General features: G+C 64.9%; 22 protein-coding genes and 1 tRNA gene. 6 read left to right on the top strand and 17 right to left on the bottom strand.

What is annotated here, in order from left to right:
* Positions 1 to 373: 373 nt before the first annotated feature.
* A complete protein-coding gene (locus HV675_RS30585) occupies positions 374 to 1,060 on the top strand; it encodes a DedA family protein (RefSeq protein ID WP_175115199.1) in 687 nt (228 codons plus the stop codon).
* Between the two features lie 211 nt (positions 1,061 to 1,271).
* Here the strand turns inward: HV675_RS30585 and HV675_RS30580 are convergent, their stop codons facing one another.
* The 8 genes from HV675_RS30580 to HV675_RS30545 all read right to left on the bottom strand — a co-directional run bounded on the left by HV675_RS30580 (position 1,272) and on the right by HV675_RS30545 (position 10,898).
* Positions 1,272 to 2,084, bottom strand: coding sequence for a mechanosensitive ion channel family protein (locus HV675_RS30580; protein ID WP_175115198.1), 813 nt, complete (start codon positions 2,082 to 2,084; stop codon positions 1,272 to 1,274).
* Positions 2,085 to 2,504: 420 nt separating this feature from the next.
* Positions 2,505 to 2,855, bottom strand: coding sequence for a hypothetical protein (locus tag HV675_RS30575; protein ID WP_175115197.1), 351 nt, complete (start codon positions 2,853 to 2,855; stop codon positions 2,505 to 2,507).
* A 226-nt stretch (positions 2,856 to 3,081) separates the two neighbouring features.
* Positions 3,082 to 4,596: an MFS transporter gene (locus HV675_RS30570; protein ID WP_175115196.1), complete on the bottom strand. Its 1,515-nt coding sequence runs from the start codon at positions 4,594 to 4,596 to the stop codon at positions 3,082 to 3,084.
* A 190-nt stretch (positions 4,597 to 4,786) separates the two neighbouring features.
* A complete protein-coding gene (locus HV675_RS30565) occupies positions 4,787 to 5,590 on the bottom strand; it encodes a class I SAM-dependent methyltransferase (RefSeq protein WP_175115200.1) in 804 nt (267 codons plus the stop codon).
* Positions 5,591 to 5,728: 138 nt separating this feature from the next.
* A complete protein-coding gene (gene tcuC / locus HV675_RS30560; protein ID WP_246270651.1) occupies positions 5,729 to 7,039 on the bottom strand; it encodes an MFS transporter in 1,311 nt (436 codons plus the stop codon).
* A 111-nt stretch (positions 7,040 to 7,150) separates the two neighbouring features.
* The gene (gene tcuB, locus HV675_RS30555; RefSeq protein ID WP_246270650.1) at positions 7,151 to 8,374 is read right to left on the bottom strand and encodes a tricarballylate utilization 4Fe-4S protein TcuB; all 1,224 of its coding nucleotides are present in this window, start codon (positions 8,372 to 8,374) and stop codon (positions 7,151 to 7,153) included.
* Positions 8,361 to 9,818, bottom strand: coding sequence for an FAD-dependent tricarballylate dehydrogenase TcuA (tcuA, locus tag HV675_RS30550; RefSeq protein ID WP_175115193.1), 1,458 nt, complete (start codon positions 9,816 to 9,818; stop codon positions 8,361 to 8,363). The genes tcuB and tcuA overlap by 14 nt, the downstream gene beginning before the upstream one ends.
* 159 nt (positions 9,819 to 9,977) lie before the next feature.
* The gene (locus HV675_RS30545; protein ID WP_175115192.1) at positions 9,978 to 10,898 is read right to left on the bottom strand and encodes a LysR family transcriptional regulator; all 921 of its coding nucleotides are present in this window, start codon (positions 10,896 to 10,898) and stop codon (positions 9,978 to 9,980) included.
* A 275-nt stretch (positions 10,899 to 11,173) separates the two neighbouring features.
* On the opposite strand from HV675_RS30545, the gene HV675_RS30540 reads away from it, so the two are divergent.
* From HV675_RS30540 to HV675_RS30520, 5 genes are all read left to right on the top strand, one after another.
* Complete coding sequence (locus HV675_RS30540) at positions 11,174 to 11,467, top strand: hypothetical protein (RefSeq protein ID WP_175115191.1); 294 nt, start codon at positions 11,174 to 11,176, stop codon at positions 11,465 to 11,467.
* Positions 11,467 to 11,793, top strand: coding sequence for an NIPSNAP family protein (locus HV675_RS30535; protein WP_175115190.1), 327 nt, complete (start codon positions 11,467 to 11,469; stop codon positions 11,791 to 11,793). The genes HV675_RS30540 and HV675_RS30535 overlap by 1 nt, the downstream gene beginning before the upstream one ends.
* 115 nt (positions 11,794 to 11,908) lie before the next feature.
* Entirely contained in the window at positions 11,909 to 13,339 is a 1,431-nt protein-coding gene (locus HV675_RS30530) for an aldehyde dehydrogenase family protein (protein WP_175115189.1), read from the top strand.
* A gap of 180 nt (positions 13,340 to 13,519) precedes the next feature.
* Positions 13,520 to 13,915 carry a carboxymuconolactone decarboxylase family protein gene (locus tag HV675_RS30525; protein WP_175115188.1) on the top strand — a complete coding sequence of 132 codons (396 nt, stop codon included), beginning with the start codon at positions 13,520 to 13,522 and terminating at the stop codon, positions 13,913 to 13,915.
* Between the two features lie 360 nt (positions 13,916 to 14,275).
* Positions 14,276 to 14,956 (top strand): GntR family transcriptional regulator, encoded by a 681-nt coding sequence (locus tag HV675_RS30520; protein ID WP_175115187.1) that lies wholly within the window; start codon positions 14,276 to 14,278, stop codon positions 14,954 to 14,956.
* A gap of 278 nt (positions 14,957 to 15,234) precedes the next feature.
* On the opposite strand, the gene HV675_RS30515 is transcribed toward HV675_RS30520, so the two are convergent.
* The 9 genes from HV675_RS30515 to ydfG form a co-directional block, all read right to left on the bottom strand.
* Positions 15,235 to 15,310: transfer RNA gene (locus tag HV675_RS30515), tRNA-Lys, on the bottom strand.
* A gap of 149 nt (positions 15,311 to 15,459) precedes the next feature.
* A complete protein-coding gene (gene ybgF, locus HV675_RS30510; RefSeq protein WP_175115186.1) occupies positions 15,460 to 16,209 on the bottom strand; it encodes a tol-pal system protein YbgF in 750 nt (249 codons plus the stop codon).
* A 15-nt stretch (positions 16,210 to 16,224) separates the two neighbouring features.
* On the bottom strand, positions 16,225 to 16,734 hold the full coding sequence (gene pal, locus HV675_RS30505; RefSeq protein ID WP_175115185.1) for a peptidoglycan-associated lipoprotein Pal: 510 nt from the start codon (positions 16,732 to 16,734) through the stop codon (positions 16,225 to 16,227).
* Positions 16,735 to 16,753: 19 nt separating this feature from the next.
* On the bottom strand, positions 16,754 to 18,046 hold the full coding sequence (tolB, locus tag HV675_RS30500; protein WP_175115184.1) for a Tol-Pal system beta propeller repeat protein TolB: 1,293 nt from the start codon (positions 18,044 to 18,046) through the stop codon (positions 16,754 to 16,756).
* 183 nt (positions 18,047 to 18,229) lie between these two features.
* The gene (gene tolA, locus HV675_RS30495) at positions 18,230 to 19,219 is read right to left on the bottom strand and encodes a cell envelope integrity protein TolA (protein ID WP_175115183.1); all 990 of its coding nucleotides are present in this window, start codon (positions 19,217 to 19,219) and stop codon (positions 18,230 to 18,232) included.
* Positions 19,216 to 19,665 (bottom strand): protein TolR, encoded by a 450-nt coding sequence (gene tolR / locus HV675_RS30490; RefSeq protein WP_175115182.1) that lies wholly within the window; start codon positions 19,663 to 19,665, stop codon positions 19,216 to 19,218. Before tolR ends, tolA begins: the two co-directional genes overlap by 4 nt.
* A gap of 10 nt (positions 19,666 to 19,675) precedes the next feature.
* Positions 19,676 to 20,353 carry a protein TolQ gene (gene tolQ, locus HV675_RS30485; protein WP_175115181.1) on the bottom strand — a complete coding sequence of 226 codons (678 nt, stop codon included), beginning with the start codon at positions 20,351 to 20,353 and terminating at the stop codon, positions 19,676 to 19,678.
* Between the two features lie 155 nt (positions 20,354 to 20,508).
* Positions 20,509 to 21,027: a tol-pal system-associated acyl-CoA thioesterase gene (gene ybgC / locus HV675_RS30480; protein WP_377700561.1), complete on the bottom strand. Its 519-nt coding sequence runs from the start codon at positions 21,025 to 21,027 to the stop codon at positions 20,509 to 20,511.
* A gap of 70 nt (positions 21,028 to 21,097) precedes the next feature.
* Positions 21,098 to 21,850: a bifunctional NADP-dependent 3-hydroxy acid dehydrogenase/3-hydroxypropionate dehydrogenase YdfG gene (gene ydfG, locus HV675_RS30475; RefSeq protein WP_175115179.1), complete on the bottom strand. Its 753-nt coding sequence runs from the start codon at positions 21,848 to 21,850 to the stop codon at positions 21,098 to 21,100.
* Positions 21,851 to 22,054 lie beyond the last annotated feature (204 nt).

Raw genomic sequence — 22,054 nt, 5'->3', positions numbered from 1 at the left:
GGAATTATAGCGATTCGCCGCGCGATGCCCGTAACCGTTCCGCGCGCGTTCGCTGCGGCGCCGCTACCGCTCGCGCGCGAGCCGCCTTGCGCCACGCGGATGCCGGGGCGACGCGCGCGTGCAACGAGCGCGCACGCACGGTCGGCGCCGCATAATTTCTTAATATTGAAGCAGGCACTTTCGGTATCATGGCGCGGTCGCGTTTCCCGGTACGGGCGCGTTTCGTCGTTTTGTGTTACGCGTCGTCGCGATTGCGGCTGCGCATGTCGCTGTGCGCTTGATGCCGCGTCCGCCGGCGCATTCCGTTGGACCACAACCGGTTGCGACGCGCCATCCGGTCCCGATCTCGATTCGCTATTGAGAGGATGTCTTTTTGGATACGCTGCTGCATTTCGTCAACCTCGTGCTGCATATCGACGCTTTCCTCGGCGACTTCATCCGCCAGTACGGTGCGTGGGTGTATGCGGTGCTCTTCCTGATCGTGTTTTGCGAGACGGGTCTCGTGGTGCTGCCGTTCCTGCCCGGCGATTCATTGCTGTTTATCGGCGGCGCGTTTTGCGCGAGCGGCGCGATGAACCTCGGCTTGCTGATTCTGTTGCTGGTCGTCGCGGCGGTGGCCGGCAACACGGTCAACTATCTGATCGGCCGCGCGATCGGCGCGAAAGTGTTCGAATCGCACATCCCGGTGCTCGAACGCTTCCTCGATCGCGAGGCGCTGCGCAAGACGCACAATTTCTACGAGAAGCACGGCGGCAAGACCATCGTGCTCGCGCGCTTCATTCCGGTCGTGCGCACCTTCGCGCCGTTCGTCGCGGGCGCATCGCAAATGACCGTGCGGCGCTTCCAGCTATTCAATATCGCCGGCGCGTTGTTCTGGGTGTTGCTGCTTGTGCTGCTCGGCTACTTCTTCGGCAACATTCCGTTTATTCGCCAGTATCTGAACGTGATCGTGCTGGTCGGCATCGCCGCGGCGGTCGTGCCGGTCGCGCTGGGCGCGCTGTGGAAGATGGTGCGTCGTCGCGCGCCCGCGGCCTCCGCGCGCAAGCCCGGCGGACAATGAATGCGGTGAGCGCGTTGTCAGTCTGACGGGCCTGCGCCGCGCGGTTCGCCGCGCATCTGACAAGAAGGGCATCGCGCCAATGCACTGAACCCCAAAGGTTGGAGGTCAAGCCAACCTTTGGGGTTTTTTCATGGCGGAATACGATGAGGCGGGCGCGATGCCTTTTTACCAACAGGCCTGAGTTTGCCGCGCGCGTGATTCGCGCCGGCCGCTACGCCGCCGTGCGCCGCACGAACGGCGTTTCCGGCGTCGGATAGCCGGCTTCCCTGAAGGTCTCGACAATCGCGCGATTCGTATCGAAATAGACCTGCCAGTAGTGATCGTTATGCGTGTAAGGCCGCACGCACAGCAGCGGTCCTTCCGGCGTAAACGACAGCACTTCGATATCCGGCGCCGGATTCTCGGCGACATTCGGAATGCGCACGACCGCTGCGCGCAGCCGGTTCGTCGCATCGACCGGATCGACGCCGTTGGCGATCTTCGCGGTCAGTTCGACGCGGCGCACCGGCAGCGCGGTGAAGTTCGAGATGGTGTCGGAGAAGATCTTGTTGTTGCCGACGATCGTCGTCACGTTGTCGGGCGTGACGATCGTCGTGCCGAACAGCCCGAGCTCGCGGACCGTGCCGGTGACGCCGCCGGCCGTCACGTAATCGCCGACCTTGAACGGGCGCAGCACCTGCATGAAGATGCCGGCCGCGAAGTGCGCGAGCAGGCCGCCCCATGCGGTGCCGATCGCGAGACCGAGGCCCGCGAGCAGCGCGGCGAACGACGTGGTCTGCACGCCGAACACCTGCAAGATCGCGAGGATCAGCAGCAGATTCAACAGCGCGCCGAGGATCGAGCCGAGGTAATGCGCGAGCGTCGGATCGATGCGGCCGTTGCGTTCGAGAACCGCGCGCAGCAAGCGTGTGATGAGTCCGATTACCCAGCGGCCGATGATCCACAGCACGATGGCCGCGAGTACTTTGGTGCCGAAGTCGATGCCTCGGGTCATCAGGAATGTGCGTACGGTTTCAAGATCCACGATGTTTCTCGCTCGAGTCGGTTGCGTTGTGCTTCGTTGGAGTTGGATCGACTGCAGCGCATGCCGCGCATGCGCGGTGTTGCGTGGCTGATGTTGCGTGACCGCTTGGGTGGCCGTCTGGCTGGCCGATTGTGTGACCAGTTGCGTGGCTGCTGTTGCGTGACCAATTGCGTGGATTGCATCGCGCTATCGCGAACAGCGCTGACGGGAGGGCAATCGAGCGTGTTGGCCATTCTGCCCGGTTGCCCGCAGTCTTCGGAAGTTATAGCCGACCGCGTGCGCGTTAGCAAGCCGTATTCCCGCATGGCGCCGGTACTGCGAGCGGCGTGCATGCGCGACGCTTGAAAGCATGCGAAAGACGCGCTACCGCGGTTGAAGGACCCGGCGTCGCGTATCGCGCCGGATGTCGCGACGGTCGAGCTACCGCGGCGCACCGGTCGCTGCGGCCGCGAGCGTTGCCGTGTGCGCCACGCGCCGGCGTGCACGCCATCGCGCGAACCCATGGCTCGCGAGCGCGGCGAGCCCATACGCGCACGCCCGTTCGGCGAACGCGCCGGTCGTGCTGAACTGACCATAGCGCCGTTGCGCATCGGCGAACACGAGGAACGTCAGCGTGGCATCGAAGACGAGCGCGCAGACGGCGACCCACGTGAAGAGGCGCACACCGTCGAGCGGTGCGTCCGGCCACAACCAGTTGAAGACGCAACAAACGGTTAGCACGGCCGTGAGCAACGCCAGATTCGATAGCAGGCCCAACAGGAATTCGAACATCGGTATCGGGAGCAAAGTGCGAGATCGTGGGCTTCGCGCGTGTGTTGCAAAGGCGTTGCAGCACAGCGTCGCGAAGCGGCGCGCGATCATTGCATGTCTTTCTCTCTCAATAAATAGCGATGTCTGGGTATCACGCTGAGCATGCTTCGGCGTGCAAAAAAGGCTCACCGGTTGCCCGGTGAGCCTTAGTTGTTTGAGACTTGTTGAAGCTTCAGTCGCGAGCTGGTCAGTGGTGCGTCAGCGGCGCTGTTGTCGTATTCGCTGCGGCAGCGGCGAAGTCTTCCGCGTCGACGTCGTAGCCCGACGGTTCCCAGCGAATCGCGAGCAACGCGATCAGTCCGCACAACGGCGCGGCCGCGATGATCCAGAATACGCGCGTGCCGAGCGCGGCGGCGAGCACCGGGAACAGGAACAGCGAGACGGTCGAGCTTGCGCGCATCAGCGTCTGGTTGAAGCCGACACCGACGCCGCGCAGCGAAGTCGGATAGCTGAGCGACGCGAACGTCATGCTGTGCGAGCCGGGACCGAAGCCCTGGCCGAGCAGGAATGCGCCGAGCAGCGCAACGGCGATCACGACCTGCGTGCCGCCGGCCGGCTTGCCGACCATCGCGAGGCCGATCAGCGCCGCGAGCTGGAACGCGTAGCCGAGCACGGTCGGTTTCCACGCGCCGGTCTTCGGCACCGTGCGCACCGCGATTACGCCGCCGACGAATGCAAACGCGAGATTCAGCGCGAGCGATGCGAGGATCGTCGTCAGCATCGACTGAGCGAGGAAGCTCGAGATGATCACCGGCAGACCGAATGCGACCGCGTTATACGCGAACGACGACGCAATCGCGATGACTGTCGCGAGCACGGTGCGTTTCAGATAGACGCCGCGCAGCAGCGCGCCGTAGTTCGACCACGCGGCGCGTCGCGGCGCACGCTGCGCGGCGGCGGCGTGCGGCGCATCCGGCGCGACGCTTGCGTCGACGCCGTACGAACGACTGAGGATGCGCGCGGCGCCGGCGAGGTCGCCCTGATTCGCGGCCCACACCGGCGACTCGCTGATATACCGGCTGCGGATTGCGATGATGATCAACGCCGGCACGGCGCCGAAGCCGAGAATCAGCCGCCACAGCAGCGCGGCATGGCTCGCGGGCAGCGTCGCATAGAACGCCAGCACAAGCAGATATGACACGCTGATCGCCGCATACCAGACGGGGCACCACATCGCGACGCGCGCCGCCTTGTTGCCGCGTCCGCGCAGCCGCGAAAACTCGGCGAGAAACGCCATCGCGACCGGCAGGTCGATGCCGACGCCGAGGCCCATCACGAAACGCGCGCCGCCGAGCACCCATGCGTTCGGCGCGAACGCGCACGCAAGCGCGGCGACGACGAAGAAGAACATATCGGCCATAAACACGCGATAACGGCCGATACGGTCCGTGAGAAAACCGCCGAGGCACGCGCCGACGATCGCGCCGAAGGTGATCGCGGACGCGACGAAGCCGGTGCCGGCCGGCGTCAATGAGAATTCGCGCGCGACGTCTTTCAGGCCGAACGCGAGCGCGCCGAGATCGTACGCATCGAGGAACACGCCGCCGAGCGCGATCGCGACGACGATGCGCGCGTCGCTGCCGGCCGCGGCGCCTTCGTTGACGAGCCGAGAGACATCCGCGGCCGAGCGGATCAGGGCGCGCGCGGGGGTGACCGATTGGGCCGGCGCGGCGTCGAGTTCAGGAGCGGTGGAGGTGGACATGCGGCGGGCGCGCAAAAAACGCGCGAAAGCGTGAAAAGGCGTGATCGTACCGGCGCTTTTCATCGCACAGCAAGGTTATTTTCGTTATGAGCTCATGCGCGGTGCGCCCGCCTGGGTGTACGAAACGTGCGGCGAGCCGGCGAGTGCCGGCCGTGCCGCCGGCGCTGATCAGGCCGCGCCGCCGCGGCCTTCAGCGGCGCCGCGCAATCACCGCGCTGGATTCGACCCATTCATCGAGCCAGCCGTCGCGCGCATGCGCGTCGAGCAGCGCCTTCACGCGGCTGATCAGTTCGTCGAGCCGGTCGCCCAGTTGGCCGCGCGACAGACTCGACATCGACTGCGGCCGCATCGTCAGCGCGTCGACCGACACGCGGCGCCGCTCGATGATCGACACGCGCTCGAGCGACGCGAACGGCGATTGCATCAACACCGTTTCGTGGGCGACCCAATCGTCCGACTTGCGGCGCGCGCGGACCGGATCGGCCTGCGCATATTCATCGAGCAGGTTTCGATATTCCGCCGTCCACGGCTCGGACGCGCCTGCGGGCTGCGACGTTGCGAACAGCGCGAGCGCGCCGCCCGGCTCGATCAGCGCATCGAGACGCCGCAGCGTATCGGCGCGGTCCATCCAGTGAAACGCGCGGCCGATCACCGCGAGCCGGAACGTTCCCATGTCGGCGCAGAGGTCGTACGAACTGCCCTGGCGGTACGCGATATTCGGCGCGATGCCGGCGCCGAGTTCCGTCGCGATGCGCAGCATTTCGGGCTCCGGATCAAGCGCGAGTCCGTCGGCGATCCATGTGGAGAACGCGATCGACAGTTGCCCCGGCCCGCAGCCGATATCGAGCAGGCGCTGCGTGCCGTCGAGTTCCATGCTCTGCGCGACGCGTCGGATCAGGCGCGACGAGTAGGCCGCGCGGCCTGTCAGATAGTGCGCGGCGGCGTGCCTGAAACGGTCGGGCACGAAGGGTATCGGTTCGGTCACGATGCGCATCCATGAAAGCGGCGCGTAGCGTGTGGCACGCACAGCAGCGTACGTGACGGCGCGCGTCGCGTGGTGGCCAGAAGAGGGGGGCGTCTGGAGGCGAGACCGATGTTAGCCGATGCGCCTTTCAGCCCGCGACGCTGCGCGTCAGATCGCGTCTCTTTGCCGCTCAGCCGCGCCGCCGCGGCGATACAGCACGAGCGTCGCGACCAGCCCGCACACGGCCGCAAAGCTCAGCCAGTAGCCGGGCGCGGCCTTGTCGTGCAGCACCTCGATCAGATACGTCGACACCGCCGGCGTGAAGCCGCCGAACAGCGCGGTCGCGAGACTGAACGCCAGCGAGAAGCCGGCGACGCGCACTTCGACCGGCATCACTTCGGTGAGCGCGGCGACCATCGCGCCGTTATACACGCCGAAGAAGAACGAGAACCACATCAGCACGATAAACATGCGGCCGAAGCTCGGCGCCGAGGCGAGCCACGACAGCGCCGGATACGCGGTGAAGATCGCCAGTACCGAGATCGCGATCAGCAACGGCTTGCGGCCGATGCGGTCCGACAGCGCGCCGCCGATCGGCAGCCAGATGAAGTTGCCGATACCGACGCACAGCGTGACGATCAGGCTGTCCGAGGTCGACAGCTTCAGCACCGACTTGCCGAAGGTCGGCGTATAGACGGTGATCAGATAGAACGTGGTGGTGGTCATCGCGGTGAGCAGCATGCCGGCGATTACCGTTCTCCAGTTCGCGAGCATCGCGCGGAACACCTCGCGTGCGCGCGGGTGGTGCGTGCGCGCCTTGAACGCTTCGGTTTCCTGCAATGAGCGGCGCAGCAGGAACAGAAACGGCACGATCATGCAGCCGATAAAGAACGGAATGCGCCAGCCCCATGCGTGCAGCGCGTCGGCGGACATCCACTTGTTCAGCGCGTAGCCGAGCAGCGCGGCGACGACGATCGCCACCTGCTGGCTCGCCGACTGCCAGCTCGTATAGAAGCCCTTGTTGCCCGGCGTGGCCATTTCAGCGAGGTAGACCGACACGCCGCCCAGTTCCGCCCCTGCCGAAAAGCCTTGCAGCAAACGGCCGACCAGCACGAGCACCGGCGCGACCAAGCCGATGGTTTCGTAGCCCGGCACGCACGCGATCAGGATCGTGCCGCTCGCCATCAGCGTCAGCGTGACGATCAGGCCTTTGCGGCGGCCCACTTCGTCGATGTATGCGCCGAGAAAGATCGCGCCGAGCGGGCGCATCAGGAAGCCGGCGCCGAATACCGCGAAGGTCAGCATCAGCGACGCGAATTCGCTGCCGGTCGGGAAGAAAACCTTCGAAATATAGGTTGCGTAGAAGCCGAACAGAAAAAAGTCGAACTGCTCGAGAAAATTGCCGCTGGTGACCCGCAGCACGGCGCCCGCTTTCGACCGGGCTGGCTGCGCCGCGAGGGGCGTGGTGGTCGAGGACACGATGTTTGTCTCCATGTGTTTCCGTCTTGCGTAGTTTGAACCTATGTCGCTTTCACTTCCTTTCATATCGAAAGGTTCGGCATCGCGAGCGAATGCGCCCCGTACGCTAACTCATTCCGAACCGAGCTTCAAACTATTCGCCTGTCTTTTTTCGATCGATGACTTGAGGAGTGCCGCACACCGGTAGATGCCGTGTGCGAACTTGCCGTACGGCAGCGTCGCGAAGAGCGCGAGCACGACGCCCAGGTGCACCGCGAGCAGCCACGCGAGCGCCGCGCTATCGCGCCATGCGAGGAGCGCGAGGCCCGTCGCGCTGGTGAGCAGCAGCAGGGCGATAAAGCCGCGGTCCATCGGTTTTTGCGCGGCGTCGCCGCGCGCCGGGTCGCGCCGGATATTCAGCCAGAGCAGGCCCGCCGGGCCGATCAGCAGGCCGATGCCGCCGAGTGTGCCGAGCAGCACCGGGACGCTCGCGAACGGATACGGCGCGTGCAGGTCGAGGAAATAGTGATAAAAGGTTGCCACTACGGTCGATGCGAAGCACAGCATAAAGCCGTAGAACGTGAAGTGGTGAAAGCGGCGCCGGATCAGCGTGAAGCGGTCGTCCGCCTCGTTGCAACCGTCGCCATGACCGCCGTCGAGATACTTCAGCGTCAGCGCGTTTCGGGTGGCTTCCGGAATGGCGCCGCTCGCTGCCGCGCCGGAAGCCGCGCCCGCCGACGCATCTTTCCAGAAGCGCGCGACCCCGATGCCAAGCGATACGACCGCGAGCACAAACACCACGCCGAACAGCAGCGCAAGCAGGTTGTGCGGGAAGATCGCGTAGAAATTGCCCGCGAGCGGCGTGCCGAAGAGCGGCCCCTTCAGCGCGATGCCGAGCACAAGGAACAGCGCGAGACCGAACGCGAGCGCAAGCGACAGCGTCAGGCCGTTGCGTCGGTACAGCGCGCCCATGAACGACGGCACCGCATACTCGGCGTACGTTTCGACGCGCACTTTCGCCATCGCTTGCGGCACGTTGACCGCGAACTCATGCGGCGGCGCGTACTGACACGCGTGATAGCACGCGCCGCAGTTGTGGCACAGGTTCGCGAGGTAGTTCACGTCGGCCTTGCCGAATTCGAGGCGGCGTGTCATGGCGGGAAAGACCGCGCAAAACCCTTCGCAATAGCGGCATGCGTTGCAGATCTGCATTTGCCGTGCGACTTCGGTTTCGTTCTCAGTCAGCGGCAGCACGCGGATCGCGCGCTGCAATGGCGCGCCGTTCGCCCCATGCGCGCCGTTGCCGCCGGACGCCAGCTGCTGCGCGTCGCGCGCGAGTGCTTCAAGCTTCTGCACGATGAGCTCCAGTCGATTCGCCTGCGGCATCGGCTGCCGGTGTGTTTGCGCTGTCTGCGGTATCGCCGCGCGCGGCGCGTGCGGCCTGCGTACCCGCGATGCGGCCGAAGGCGGTGCCGATCGACATGCCGACGCCCGCGGTGTAGCCCTTGCCGAGCACATTGCCGGCCATCATCTCGCCGGCAACGAACAGGTTGTCGCTTGGCTTGCCGCCGAAATGCACCTGCGCGCGGTCATTGACCTTCAGCCCGAGATACGTGAACGTAATGCCGGGCCGCAGCGCGTAACCGTAGAACGGCGGTTTATCGAGCGGCAGCGCCCAGTGTGTCTTCGGTGGCGCGAGGCCTTCGGTGCGGCAGTCGTCGAGTGTCGTGTGATCGAATGTGCCTGGTTGGCAAGCCGCGTTGTAAGCGTCGACGGTGCGCATGAATGCGTCGACCGGCAGGCCGAGCGCGCGCGCGAGGTCCGGTAGCGTATCGGCGCGGGTGCCTGGAAACACGGGCGGCATAAAGCGGCCGATTGCTTTGGAATCGATGATCGAATAGCCGATCTGTCCGGGCTGCTGCGCAACGAGCCGGCCCCAGATCGCATAGCGCTTCGGCCAGAAATCTTCGCCCTCGTCGTAGAAGCGCTCGGCGTCGCGATTGACCACCACGCCAAGCGATACGCAGTCGATGCGCGTGCAGATGCCGCCGTCATACAGCGGGGCGCGCGCGTCGATTGCCACGCAATGCGATTGCGACGGATCGCCGATCGGGTCGGCGCCCGCATCGATCATGAATTTGAGCAGCACGCCCTTGTTGAAGCGTGTGCCGCGAATCAGGAAGTTGTCGGCCGGCCATTCGCCGCGCTCGTTTTGTCCCCACGCTTCGCGCAGCCACTCGCGATTCGATTCGAAGCCGCCTGCGGCAAGCACGCACGTGCGCGCCTCGAAGCGCTGGTTGCCGCTGTGCGCGGCAACGAAGCGGCCGTTGTCGAGTTCGATGGCATCGACGGGCGTCTCGTAGCGGATCTGCACGCCGAGCGTTTCGGCGCTGCGGTAGTACGCGTTGACGAGCGCCTTGCCGCCGCCCATGAAAAACGCATTCGTGCGTGCGACGTGCAACGCGCCGGAGAGCGGCGGCTGGAAGCGCACGCCGTGCTTCTGCATCCACGGACGGCAGGTCGACGACGCGCGAATCGCCAGACGCGCGAGCGGTTCGTTCGTGATGCCGCCGGTCACCTTCAGCAGGTCCTGCCAGTACTCTTCTTCCGGGTACGCGTCGACGAGCACGTCTTGCGGCGCGTCATGCATACAGCGCAGATTGCGGGTGTGCTGGGAATTGCCGCCGCGCCATTCGCGCGGGGCGGACTCGAGGAGCAACACCGATGCGCCTGCTTCACGCGCCATCAGCGCGGCGCATAGCGCGGCATTGCCGCCCCCGATGACTAATACGTCGACCATGGTGGGGAGTCTCCTTATAGCGCGCAATGTAGTGGGCCGCGCGCATTGCCGCAACCGGGCGACGCGCAACGGGTCTTCACATTTCGTGAAGACCATCACGGCCGATGAAGACCGCCAGTCTCGCTCACCGGTCGAACCCGCCGTGACAGCACGGCGCCGCTAACGCAGCCGCGCGCCCAGCCAGCGGCCCTGACTCACCAGCTCACGCGCCGTATCGGCAAGCACCACGCGCGCGGCGAGTCCCGCGGGCGACAGCTCATCGTCGGAAACACTCACGAGCAGATTCGGCCGCACCGCGTCGGGGTCCGAAATCTGCACGCTCGCGAGCGCCGCGTTCTCCGCGCGCGCGAGTGCCGCGCCCGGCTGGATCGTCGCGCCGAGGCCGCCGCGCACCGCGTCCATCAGCATCGCCAGTCCGTCGACCTCGGCGACGATGCGCGGCTCGTATTTCGCACGCTTGAACGACGCGGCAAGCGATGTCCGCAAACCGTGCGAGCCGCTCGGCAGGATCAACGGCAGCGTGCCCAGCTTGGCGAGACGCACGTGTTTCGTTGTGGGCATGCCGGGCAGATCGCGTACGCCGATCAGAAACAGCCGCTCGTCCAGCAGCGGCATCACGCTCCAGCGCTGCGCGGGTTCTTCGTGAAAGAGCATTGCAAGGTCGATTTGCCGCGCGCCGAGCATCGACGCGAGGTAGCCGGACAGTGTTTCGACCATGCGCAGCCGCACGTCGGGGTAGCGTTCGCGCATCGCGCGCATGAATGCGAGGCCGAGCACGCCGCTCGTGCTCGGTGCAAGGCCGACCGTGACGTGGCCCGACAGGCGCGCCTGCCGTGCGGCGAGCGCGGCGTCGTCGACATGCCGTAGCGCGAGCTGCGCCTGGCGCCAGAACGCAAGCCCCGCATCGGTCGGCACGACGCCGCCGGACGTGCGCTGCAACAGACGCGTGGCCAGCTCGCTTTCGAGGCGGCTGATCTGCTGGCTCAGCGCGGATGTGACGACACCCAGCTCGAGCGCTGCCTTGCCCATGCTGCCGTGCTCGACGACGCTGACGAAATATCGCAACTGACGCAATTCCATTCGGTGTCCCCCCGCTCGGTGCCGTGAGCGGCATTGTCAGGAGTGGGGTCGGAAAACGCAAATGACGGGCGCACGCTGTACGCGACCGGCAGAACGGTGCGGTCGATGACCAGCGGATCACCAGCGCGAAGGATTGTATGACGGTAATATAGTCATTCGACAATGACCGGCGCTCTCGACCGGCGCGGCTTCGGCATCGTGGGGTAACGGCGCGCTTGCTGAAAGGAACGCGCTGACCGGCGCAGCGCTGCCGCCCGGACACGGACCCCGACACGTTGCTGACAGAACTCGCCACGCATCGCAAGTCCCAAGTCGCGTTGCAACGGTTGCCCGATACCGCGTGGAGGCTTGATACTGCCGGGGATGCAGCGATGCATGCGGCGCTGCCGATGTCCATCGCGCGCGTCGAGGCCGTTCAGGTGGCGGCCGGGCGCAACCGCGATACCGCGATGACTCATCGCGACGAGTCCATTGGGACCGTCGCGAGACGTCCCGATAAAAATGCGCCGCTTCGTGCACGCGGCATCGACTTCGCATTTTTCCATCACACCCATACGGAGAACTTTTAATGATCGTCGAGATGCGTATCTATCACTGCGCGCCGGGCCGCCTGCCGGCGCTGCAAGACCGTTTTGTAAACATCACGCTGGGCTTCTTTGAAAAGTATGGGATCAAGCAGATCGGTTTCTGGACCACGCTGGTCGGTCCGAGCAACCATGCGCTCACCTATATGATCCAGTGGGAAAGCCTTGCGGAGCGCGAAACCAAATGGAATGCGTTTCAGTCGGATCAGGAGTGGATCACGAAGCGCGCCGCGACCGAGGCGGAAAAGCCGATCGTCGAGCGCATCGAGAACCACTTTCTGACGCCGACCGCTTTCTCGGCGCTTCGGTAACCGCACGAAGCGCCGTCCGCTAGCCGGTCGCGCCGCGGCCCGGCTGGCTGGCACGCCGTGGACTCGCAGGCTTGCGAGCGACCACAGCCGGCGATTTCTCACTCTGGAGCCTGGAATGTCTCGCGTTGGACAGTTTTATATCGATGGAAAATGGGTCGCGCCGCTTGCGCCGGTCTGGTTCGATCTGATCGATCCGGCAACCGAGGTGCGTTTCGATCAGCTTGCACTCGGCAATGCGGCCGACGTCGACCGGGCGGTCGCGGCCGCGCGCCGCGCGTTTCACTCGTATTCGACCAGCACCGTCGCCGATCGCGTCGCGCTGTTAAAGCGCATCGTGCAGGTTTACGAGCGTCGCATTGACGAGTTCGCGGAAGCGATGCGCGCGGAAATGGGTGCGCCGATTGCTTTGGCGCGCAACAGTCAGGCTGCGCGCGGGCCGTCGCATCTGAATGCGCTGATCGATGTGCTCGATTACTTCGCGTTCGAAACGCAACGCGGCACGACGCGGCTGCGGCATGAAGCGATCGGCGTATGCGGGCTGATCACGCCGTGGAACTGGCCGATCAACCAGATTGTCGTGAAGATCGCTCCGGCGCTCGCGGCGGGTTGCACGATGGTGCTCAAGCCCAGCGAATATTCGGCGTTGAGCGCGCTGCTGTTCGCGGAAGTGCTCGACGAAGCGGGCGTGCCGCCCGGTGTGTTCAATCTCGTCAACGGCGACGGGCCGAGCGTGGGGTCGGCGATCGCATCGCATCCGGATATCGACATGGTGTCGTTTACCGGATCGACGCGTGCCGGCATCCAGGTCGCGAAGATGGCGGCCGACTCCGTGAAGCGCGTCGCGCAGGAACTCGGCGGCAAGTCGGCGAACATCCTGCTCGACGATGTGAACCTGAACGACGCGGTGACGCGCGGCGTGAACGCGTGCTTTGTGAACTCCGGGCAATCGTGTTCGAGCCCGACGCGCATGCTGGTGCCGCGCCGCATGATGGATGAAGCCGCGCAGATCGCGGCCCGTGCCGCGCAGGCGTTCCGGGTCGGTGCGACCGACAAGGTGACGACGCAACTGGGGCCGGTCGTGAATCGCAACCAGTTTGTGCGCGTGCAGTCGCTGATTCAGGCGGGCATCGACGAAGGCGCGCGGCTGGTGGCCGGCGGCACCGGCTTGCCTGAAGGCCTGTCGAAAGGCTGGTTCGTGAAGCCGACGGTATTCGCCGACGTGGCGCCCGACATGACGATCGCGCGCGAGGAAATTTTCGGGCCGGTGCTGTCGATGATCCCCTACGACAGCGACGAAGAGGCGATCGAGATCGCGAACGGCAGCGTGTACGGCCTTTCCGCTTACGTGCAATCGGCGAGTCTCGAGCGCGCGCGGACCGTCGGCCGGTCGTTGCGCGCGGGCGGCGTGCACCTGAACTATCCGACGCCCGATTTCAGCGCGCCGTTCGGCGGCTACAAGCGTTCGGGCAACGGACGCGAATGGGGCGAGGCGGGCTTGCGCGAGTATCTGGAGACGAAGGCAATGGTCGGCTACGGCGAAGCGTGATGCGTCACCGATAGAAGCGAACCCATCCCGCAGCAAACCGGGCACACGAAGCGCACGCAGAGGCGCATGCCCTAAAAAAATTTTGTAGCATTAGATTGTCGGACAATCCGACGGTAAGACGATATGTGAAGATGTGAATGATGTCGCATGCGAGATCGCAATCAATCAAGGAAAACGAAGATGGGAAACAACGACGAGTTTGACAAAGGCTTTGCGAACCGCAAGGCAGTGCTCGGCGCGAGTCATGTCGAAAAATCGTGGGCGAACGCTGACGACTTCAATCGCCCGATGCAAAAGCTCGTCACCGAGTATTGCTGGGGCGAGATATGGGGCGACCCGACGCTGCCGTTCAAGACGCGCAGCATGCTCAATCTCGCGATGCTGACCGCGATGAGCCAGCACCATGAACTGTCGGTGCACGTGAAAGGCGCGTTGAAAAACGGCGTGACGAAGGAGGAGATCCGGTCGATATTGATGCAGGCCGCGGTCTATTGCGGCGCGCCGCTCGCGCTCGCGGCGTTCCGCGTCGCGAGCGAAGCGATCAGCGCGTATGAGGCGCAAGCGCAGTCGTCATAGACGCTGGGCCACGGCGCTGCGCGCGACGGCCACAGCGGATTTTCGCGCATGAGTTGCCCTGTAACCGCGATGTCCGCTGCAGCGCGCGTCACCTCTCGCGCGATGGTTTCGAACAACAAAACCGGAGACTCGTACAAAAGACGCTGACTGCAGCGTACCCGTTATGCGTGAGCGGCGTTCGCGGCGCATGGGTGCGCTGCGCGCCGACGCCCGCCGCGTCGCTTGCGGGTTGGTGACGTTCACGCGCAGCGGCCGCGCGCTTACCCTACCGGGTTTGAACTGGCCGTCGGCGGTTGCGCATCCAGTATGATGTGCAACGGATTCTATGGTCGGACAGGCATACGACGGACGGGGTACACGATGTCAGCAGAGATTGGAGTGATTCGACCAGAAACGCTGCGCCATCAGGTCGAAAATGTGCTGCGGCAGGCGATCATGACGGGGCGTTTCGCGCCGGGCGCGCGTCTCGTTGAACGCGAATTGTGCGCGACGCTCGGCGTCAGCCGCACGTCGGTGCGCGAGGCGTTGCGCAAGCTTGAAGCGGAGAAGCTCGTGCGCAGCGTGCCGCACAAGGGGCCAGTGGTCGCGGTGATGTCGAAGCACGAAGCCGCCGAGCTCTATGCGCTGCGTGCGCTGCTCGAAGGCTTTGCCGCGCACGAGTTTGCGCGGCTCGCCGATGACCGCGCGCTCGCGCGCTTCGGCGAGGTCGCGAAGGAACTGCGCGCGGAAGCCACCGCGCGCAACGAGGCCGGCGTGCTGCGCGCGAAGGCCGCGCTCTATGACGTGCTGCTCGACAATTGCGGCAATTCGTTGATCAAAGAAATTCTGACGAGCCTGGTGTCGCGGGTCAATCTGTTGCGCGCGACGTCGCTGATGCATCCGGACCGGCTGCCGGCAAGCTTGCGCGAGATCGACAAACTCTACAAGGCGCTCAAGGCGCGCGACGCTGAAGCCGCGCAACAGGCAGCGCGTGTGCATGTGCAGAACGCGGAGAAGGCCGCGTTGCGCATGCTTGACGAGCAGCAGGCGGATGAGACTTAGCGGTGCGTGCGCGTGCTTCGCGCGGCGCCGCATTCAGGTGAACGATCTATTCTCGCGGTCCTTGCCGTCCGGCACATCACGCCGCCGCATCCGGATCGTGTTCGCGCACCACGCGTTGCCGAATCGACAAGGTCTTGCAGGATGCGATAAAACTCGCGGACCCAAGAGCGTGCGGACGGGCGGATGATCGCAAAACAAAAAGCCCGGCCAATGATGACCGGGCTTTTTGCCTGAAACGCTTCTTCTTGCTTGAAACCGCTTGAAACGCTTGAAACTATTGGTAGGCCGTACGGGATTCGAACCTGTGACCAACGGATTAAAAGTCCGCTGCTCTACCAGCTGAGCTAACGACCCAAAAAGAGAAGCGAGATTATAGCGATTATGCTGCGTCACTGTCAAGACGGCGCAGCATGAAACCCGGGCAAACGAGGACCGGGCGTGACGGCCGTTCGCGACGGCAGCCAGTCAGGCCGACTCGAGGCTCGACCCGAGGCCGCCCCCCGCTACTTGATCTGCGAAAGCTTGCTTTGCGCGGACTGTGCAACGTCCGAGCCACCGTATTGCGCGACGATCTGCTCGAGCGTTTTCTTCGCGGCGGCCTTCTGGCCCTGCTCGAGCTGATTGTTCGCAATGGCGAGCAAGGCTTCGGGTGCGCGCGGATGCTGCGGGTAGTTTTTCACCACCCCTTGCCACGTCGCAGTCGACCCCTTGTAGTCGCGCAGCGCGTACAACGCATTGCCGAGCCAGTACTGCGCGGTCGGCTGATACGGGCTTTGCGGATACTTCGAGATGAAGCTGCGAAACGACGCGGCGGCACCCTTGAAGTCGCCGTTGCGAAACTGCTGCGAGGCCGCGTTGAACGAATCCGTCTCGCCCGGCTCCACGGTGCCCTGCACGCCGTCGACCGTTTGCTGCTGCGGCTCGAACTTCTTCAACCGGCCGTCGAGATCGGTGTAGTAGTCCTTCTGCTGCTTCTGCAAGGTGGTCAACTGGTTCGTCAGATCTTCGTTCTGGCCGCGCAGCGTCGCGACCTGCTGGTTCAGCTGGTCGAGACGGTTCGACTGATCGAGGATCGTGCGTTGCGCAGCCGACAGCTGATTGGTCAGGTTGTCGGTCTTCGTGCGCAGGTCGAGGATCGCCTGGCGGGCCTGGTCGTCATCGAACAGGCCCGCATGCGCCGGCATGGCCGTCAAAGCCACGCCTGCGGCACACGTCGCTGCGGCGAGCCGCAGCCGGGAGAAACGTTGTGTCATACGGCGCGGTACCCGTTACTGTTGGTAGACGAGGTCGGCGCGGCGGTTTTGCGCCCACGATGCTTCGTCATGACCGGTCGCGAGCGGCTTTTCCTTGCCGAGGCTCACGGCTTCCATCTGCGAGTCGGACACGCCCATCAGCGACATTGCGCGACGCACCGCTTCCGCACGCTTCTGGCCGAGCGCGAGGTTGTACTCGCTCGTGCCGCGCTCGTCGGTGTTGCCCTGGATCAGCACGTGACGCTGCGGGTGCGTCTTCAGGTACTGCGCGTGTTGTTGCAGCAGGCCTTGATACTCATCCTTCACCGAGTAGCTGTCGAAATCGAAGTACACGCTGCGCTTCGCGAGCGGGCTGTTCGGATCGTTCAGCGGATCGACGTCCACGCGCGCGACCGCATTCGGGTTCGGCTGTGCGCCGACGTTGCCCGTCGACGTCGTAGCCTGGTTTTTCGGCGTCGACGTGCATGCCGCCAGAACGCCGACGACCGTCAGCGCGGCCAATGTGAGACGCAGTTTCGACTTCATGTTTTACTCTCCTTGTGTGTCATTGCATAAACGGGCCCCAGGACGGCTCGCGCACGCTGCCACCCTGAACGGACAGGACCTGCCGCGTCCGACCGTCGGTCGATACTGCAGCCAACACGCCACGGCCGTTCACCTGAGTGGCGTAAAGGATGTACTGACCATTCGCCGCGAAGCTCGGCGATTCGTCGTGTGTGGTGTCGGTGAGCGCCGTCGCGACGCCCGACTGCAGATCCTGGACATACAGCTTGAAACCGCCGCCGGTGCGCGAAATATACGCGAGTTGCTTGCCGTCCGGGCTGATGCGGGGGCTCGTGTTATAGCTGCCGGTAAACGTCACGCGCTGCGCGGCGCCCGCGCTTTCGCCCGCGGCCGGCATTTTATAGATTTGCGGCTGACCGCCGCGGTCGCTCGTGAAATAGATCGACTGGCCGTCCGGCGAGAAATCCGGCTCGGTATCGATCGAGCTGCCCTGCGTGAGGCGCCGCAGGCCGGAGCCGTCCGCATTCACCGCGAAAATCTGCGTGTTGCCGGTGCGCGAAAGGGCGACCGCGAGCGTGCGGCCGTCCGGCGACCACGCCGGCGCACTGTTATTGCCTTTCTGATCGGACACGACGATGCGGCGGCCGGTCGGCAGGTCATGGATATAGACGATCGGCTTCTTCTTCTCGAACGACACGTACGCGACCTTGGTGCCGTCCGGCGACCATGCCGGCGAGATGATCGGCTCGGGGCTCGACAGCGCGATGTGCGCATCCTGGCCGTCGGAGTCGGAGATTTGCAGCTGATAGCGGTTGCCGACCTTGATCACGTACGACAGGCGCGTCGCGAACACGCCGCGCGTGCCCATCAGCTTCGCGTAGATGTAGTCGGCCACCTTGTGCGCGCTCATCCGCAGTCCGCTTTCCGGGCTCACCAGTACGAGGCCGCCGAGGTTCTCCTGCTTGACGGTGTCGTACAGCTTGAAGCGCACTTCATACTGGCCGTCCGGGCGTTTCGTCACGCTGCCGGCGACGAACGCATCGGCGCCCTTGGCCTTCCAGCTGCCGAGATCGACCGTGTCGCTTTCGGAGACCGGCGTGGCGCCGGCGTCGACGTTCGTGAACTTGCCGCTGCGTTGCAGATCCTGCCGCACGATCGTGCTGATCTGCTGGGGGGAACTGGCTTCGTTGGCAAAATTAGCGGTCGCGATTGGAAACTGCGTGGACCCGACGCCCGTCACGAGGACGTTCAGCTGTGCATGGGCGGCACCGCCTGCCGCAATCAGGCAGGACGCCACCAGTGTTCGCAGGCCAAGCTTCGTCATCAAAGTCATGCTTTATCGATTCCCCAAAGTACAAAACCTTCACAACTGCAAACAGACACAAGCGTGCAGAAATCGTTCCCGAATGTCCGGCGGCGGCGCCGGACCTGCCTTGCGGCTTTCAGCATGCCTTAAGGGCGTAGCCGCTGGAGCATCTGCGCCGCGTGGCTCGCTGCTCTGCCGCTCAACCCTCGACTAACCCGCCGGACGCAGCGTAATGGTAAAACTCGCCGGCGTCTTGCCATTTGTATCTTGCGGCATCGGATCCGAACGCTGGACCGCGCGCAACGCCGCATCGTCCCACTGCGAATTGCCGCTGCCGCGCGTGACGGTCGCCGACAGCAGCGTGCCGGTCGGCGCGCAGCGCACCGACACGACCGTTTCCAGCCCTTGCGTGTCGCCGGCCCAGACGATATTCGGCCGCACCCGCCGCTGCACCTTCTCCGCATAGCCCGGCGAGGTGGCCGTGCCGCCCGCGCCGCTGCCGGTGCCGCTCTTCGCGAGGCCGTTGCCGGTCGATCCTTCACCGCCGGCCATGCCCTGCAGCGCCGCGAGCCGTTGCCGGCGCTCCTGATCGAGCTTCTTCGCGGCCTCCGCCTGCGCGGCCGCCTTCGCCTTCGCGGCTTTATCCGCTTCCGCTTTCTGCTGCGCGTCGGCCTGCGCCTGCTGCTGTTCCTGCTGCTTCTTCAACTGGTCCTGCTTCTGCTGCTCGGCCAGCTGCTGCTGTTTGAGCTTTTGCGCCTGCTGTTGCTGTTGCAACTGTTGTTGCTTCTTCAGGGCCGCGGCCATCTCGGCCTGCTGTGCGGCGAGCTGCTGCTGGCGTTTCGCGTCGGCTTCCTGCTGGGCCTGCAACTGCTGGCGCTGTTGCTCGGCGAGTTGCGCTTCGCGTGCAGCCTCTTCCTGCTTGCGTTTCTTCTCCTGCAGCGCGATGTCGGCCTGCTCGTCCTGCACCGGCGGCGCCGGCGCGACGGGGGCGGGCGGCGGGGCCGGGCGCGGCGTCGACAGGTCGGGCACCGCGGTCCACAGTTCGGCTTCGGCGCCCGCCGGTGTGCTGTTCTGCCAATGGATGCCGTGATACAGAAAAAATCCGAGCAGCACGTGCATCAGCGCCGCGAGCGCGAACGCGCGCCACGTGCCGCGTTCACGCGGCGGCTGCAACGGATAAGTGGATTTCTGGCGAATCATTGCGACTTGACGAGCAATCCGACGCGCTTGACGCCGCGCGCTTTCAAATCCGACATCACGTTCATCACGACTTCGTACTTCACCGTCTTGTCGGCGGCGATCACGACAGGCTGGTCGGGATGCGCTTGCTGGCGATCGGTGACGAAGCCGTTCAGGTCGGCCCGCGTCATGGTTTCCTGTTGCGTCGCGCCCGCGTCGTCCTTATAGCGCACGCTCATATTGCCGTCCGCGCGGATATTGACGACCACCGGCGGCGTCTGCTGCTGCGGCGCGGCGCCGCCGACGGTCGGCAGGTTCACGATCGACGGCGCGACGAGCGGCGCCGTCACCATGAAGATCACGAGCAGCACGAGCATCACGTCGATGTACGGCACGACGTTGATGTCGGCCATGGCGCGGCGTGAACGGCTGCCGCGCATGCTGGAACGGGTCGTGGAACCGGCCATCGTGGACTCCTTAATGGGCCTGCCGCTGCAGGATGTTCGAGAACTCTTCGATGAAGGTTTCGAAGCGGATCGCGAGGCGGTCGATATCGTGAGCGTAGCGGTTGTACGCGACCACTGCCGGAATCGCGGCGAACAGGCCGATCGCGGTTGCGGTCAGCGCTTCCGCGATGCCCGGCGCGACGTTCGCGAGGGTGGCCTGCTGCACGTTCGCGAGGCCGCGAAACGCGTTCATGATCCCCCAGACCGTGCCGAACAGACCGATGTAAGGGCTCACCGAGCCAACCGACGCGAGGAACGCGAGATTGGCCTCGAGCACGTCCATTTCACGCTGGAATGCGGCGCGCATCGCGCGGCGCGCACCGTCGAGAATCGCGCCCGGGTCGTTCAGACGCTTCTCCTTGCCCTTCAGGAACTCGCGCATGCCGGATTCGAAGATGCGCTCGAGCGCGCCGATGCGGTGGCGGTTGTTGGCGGCGCTCTGATACAGCGCCTGCAGGTCGCCGCCGGACCAGAAATCGCGTTCGAAGCGCTCGGTCTGTCCGCGTGCGCGGCGAATTGCAAACCACTTGCGGAAGATGAAAGTCCAGGACATCAGCGACAGCAGCAGCAGGAGCGCCATCACCGCCTGCGCCAGCAGGCTCGCATTGAGAACGAGGGAAATGATCGATAGATCTTGTGTAGTGTTCATAGAGGTTCGCTGTAACGTCCCGCAAGGGGCGTCCGGCTGCAAGGCGGTTCGAAGCGTTCCGTGAGGGAACCGGAAGCTTCGGCGAACCCTTTCGCCGAACCATGCTTGGTCTTGTTCTGACCGTTACGAGTTCACTGGCCAGGTAACAACGGTGCTCACTCGTCGGCCGTTGACATGCCTGGCTTCGTCCTGTCGGCGCCACGGTCCGGGCCGCTGTTCAGACCGTCGGGCGGCGGGCCGCGCCGCAACGCGCCGAGCACGGCCGGAGCAAGCGCGGCGGGCCGCAACGAGACGGCATCCACGCAGCCGACGCGGACCGTGCCGGTCGCGAGCCGTGTGCCGTCACGCCACGCTTCCTGCACGAAATCGACCGACGCGCGGCCGAGCCGTTCGATCCGGCTGACAATGGAGAGCGCGTCATCGAGGCGTGCGGGCGAATGGTACTCGAGCGAAGTGCTGCAGACGATGAAGAGCGTGCCGGTTTCGCTTGCCAGCCTGCTTTGTTCGATGCCGCAGGCGCGCAGCCATTCGGTGCGCGCGCGCTCGAAGAATTTCAGGTAGTTCGCGTAGAACACGATGCCACCGGCGTCCGTGTCTTCGTAGTACACGCGAATCGGCCATGTGAAGCCGATTTCGGCGCCGGGCTGACTGCTTGGCGTTTTCATCTCGCGCATTTTACCGGAACCTGACAGCGCGCCTGTTTTTTCGGCACATGGCTGTTGCACCTGCTCGCCTGCAAGATACTCACGCCTGACCGCGATGGACCGACAGACCAGCAAACGACTGCGCGACGGGCATCAGTTCGATCGAATTGATGTTGACGTGAGCAGGGCGCGTCGCGACCCAGTAAATCGAATCGGCGATGTCTTCGGCGGTGAGCGGCTGGAGGTCCCTATAGACGTTTGCGGCCTTCGCGTCGTCGCCGTGAAAGCGCACGTTCGAGAACTCGGTGCCGCCGCACAGGCCGGGCTGGATGTCGGTCACGCGCACCGCCGTGCCGGCGAGATCCGCACGCAGGTTCAGGCTGAACTGCGCGACGAAGGCCTTGGTCGCGCCATAGACGTTGCCGCCGGCGTACGGCCAGTTGCTGGCAACCGAGCCGAGGTTGATCACGTGGCCGCGATTGCGCTCGACCATGCCGGGCAGGAATGCGCGCGTCATTTGCACGAGGCCTTTGCAGTTGGTGTCGATCATCTTTTCCCAGTCATCGAGGTTGGCCTCCTGGGCGGGCTCGAGGCCGAGCGCGAGACCGGCGTTGTTGACGAGCAGGTCGACCGCCGCGAATTGCGCCGGCAGCGAAGCGGGCAGCGCTTCGACCGCCGCGCGGTCGCGCACGTCGAGCTCGAGCGGCAACAGATTCTCGCCGAGTTCGCTGGCGAGGGCGTCGAGACGGTCCTTACGGCGCGCGGTGGCGACGACGCGGTGGCCGCCCTTCACGAAGGTACGGGCGATGGCGGCGCCGAAACCGGCGGACGCTCCAGTGACGAGGACGATCATTGCAATTTCCGGTGGTGGGTTGAGAAAGGCGACAAGCCTACTTCCATTGCCGCGCCCGGGCAACCGGCCCATGACGGCCGTATCCCATAGTTGCGCGAGCGGCTGGAACGGCGGCTGCGCCGGTGGCCGCGACGGGCGCCACAGTGGCGGCCAGGGTTGCCGGCGCGGCGGACCGGGTGGCGGCGCGAGCGGCGGACCTGGTGG

It is taken from the genome of Paraburkholderia solisilvae (assembly GCF_902859875.1).
Lineage (GTDB): Bacteria > Pseudomonadota > Gammaproteobacteria > Burkholderiales > Burkholderiaceae > Paraburkholderia > Paraburkholderia solisilvae.
This window is presented reverse-complemented; position numbering and strand designations above follow the sequence as displayed.